1 protein-coding gene and 1 pseudogene are annotated in these 2,199 nt (G+C 40.9%); both read left to right on the forward strand.

Annotation, left to right across the window (positions count from 1 at the left end; translation table 11 throughout):
• Positions 1-310 (forward strand): annotated as a pseudogene (locus VGD82_RS11310) (methyl-accepting chemotaxis protein); the annotation flags it as partial.
• Positions 311-419: 109 nt separating this feature from the next.
• Positions 420-2,199: Tar ligand binding domain-containing protein (locus VGD82_RS11315; protein WP_331020486.1), on the forward strand; the 1,780-nt coding region annotated here is incomplete at its 3' end.

Below are 2,199 nucleotides of genomic sequence, written 5' to 3' on the forward strand. Positions count from 1 at the left end.
CCAAGTGAACAACGCCATTACCAGCATGGATGAAGTGACCCAGCAGAATGCGGCGTTAGTTGAGCAGGCAGCCGCGGCAGCAGAATCGCTAGTAGATCAGGCGATGGGCTTAATGGATACTGTGAATGCGTTTAAATTGAGCCAAGGCTCTACGCATGGTGGTAAGAAAAGTGCTGGGCACAATAGCTCTAAGCCAGCTGTACTAGCTAGATTTAACAGTGCATTGAAACCGCCTTTAAGTAAAACATCACAGGCACCATTGGCTAAGCTAAATGGTGTTAGCCAAGATGGTGATTGGGAAGAGTTTTAGTTAAAGCAATTAAAAAGGGCGTATTGCATTAACTCAAAAGTGCGTACGTTCTTTTAAAAGTGCGTTTGTTTTTATGTTTTAAATATGTAGTAAAAGTGGAGATATTGGGATGAAGTTACTTAGAGCGCTAACTGTTGCGCAGCGATTAATGGTGATTATTGCACTCGCTGTGGTAGTAGTGATTACACAGGCTGCAATTGGCCTTTTTGAACTTAGCCAAGTGAAAAATAGTTTGAAATCTGTTTATCAGGACCGAATGGTGCCTGTGGGTTCATTAAATCAGATTGCTATTAATATGCTGAAAAATCGCGCACGACTAAACGCAGCGCTAGGACACTACAACGCAACAGTAAATGAGAGTGGCCAGGTGACTATTGAGCTTGATCCGCAATATTCAAACCAACAAGCCGATTTCATTGAAAGCAGAATGAAAGAAATAAGCCAGATATGGGAATCCTATATCAACAGTAATTTATCGCCAGAAGAAAAACTACTTGCTGATAAGTTTGCAAAAAGTCGTGGTCAATTTGTTTCAGTCATTTTAAAGCCGACAGTAATTAATTTGCGCGCTAATAATTATGAGGCTTTAAAACCGATTGGTGATCAGGCTGTGGATTTATATGAAGCAGCTGAAACTGATTTAAAAGCATTGCTTAAATATAATCTGGAAATAGCAGAAAACGAGTACATCACAGCATCTGCAACTTATGAGAAAGTACGTTTATTAACATTTTCTGGGCTAGCTTTGGCCTTATTGATGTTGGTCTGGTTGGGTTTTGCCATTACACGATCAATTACGAAAGCGTTAGGTGGTGAGCCTGATACAATGTACGACACTGCTAAGCGTATTTCTTTAGGGGATTTGGATTTCACTATACCATTAGAAGCAAATGATCGTAGCAGTACTATGGCAGCAATGAGTACTATGCAAGCCAATATTAAGTTATTAATCTCAGATATCGCAGTGCTTTCTCAAGCATCACAACAAGGGCGCTTAGCAACTCGAGCTGAAGTTAGCCGCCATCAGGGGGATTTTCGTAAAGTACTCAGCGGCGTAAATGATACTTTAGATGCCATTGTTGGGCCGCTAAATGTAGCTGCAAACTATGTAGATAGAATCTCCAAAGGCGATATCCCAGCGAAAATTGTAGATCATTACAATGGCGATTTTAATACGATTAAAAACAATCTAAACACTTGTATTGATGCAGTTAATAATTTAGTGAATGAAGCAATTAGCATGGAAAATGCTGCGATTGCCGGGCATTTAAACAACCGTGGTGATGTTGCCAAATATCAAGGTGATTTCCGCAAAGTTGTTGAAGGCTTTAATAATTGTTTAGATGCAGTTGTTGGCCCATTAAGTGTAGCTGCTAGCTATGTCGACAACTTTGCTAAAGGCAATATCCCAACCAAAATTAGCGAGCATTACAATGGTGATTTTAATATTATTAAGAATAACCTGAATGCTTGTGTTGATGCTTTAAGTTTATTGGTGGCAGATGCTAATATGTTGGCGCAGGCCGCTCAGAATCATCAATTAGATACGCGTGCAGATGCTTCTAAACACTGGGGTGATTACAAAAAAATCGTAGAGGGCGTAAACGGAACACTTGATACTGTGATGCAGCAAAATGCAGCAGATTCCGCAGTGAAAGCGGAAGAGGCGAAAGTGCTCTCTGATGCTGTATCAGAAACTCAAATTATCATTGAAGGTGCTAAAGCTGGAGATTTGAGTAGTCGAGTATCGCTAGCGGGCAAGACTGGAGCGATTGCCAGCTTATGCGATGGCGTGAATGCGCTGATGGATAAATTAACGGAAGTGATTATCCAAGTACACGAAGCTGGAGAAACAATTAACACCGCAGCTGGCGAAATTTCCTCTGGCA

Source organism: Methylotenera sp. (genome assembly GCF_036401095.1).
In the GTDB taxonomy this organism is placed as follows: Bacteria; Pseudomonadota; Gammaproteobacteria; order Burkholderiales; family Methylophilaceae; genus Methylotenera.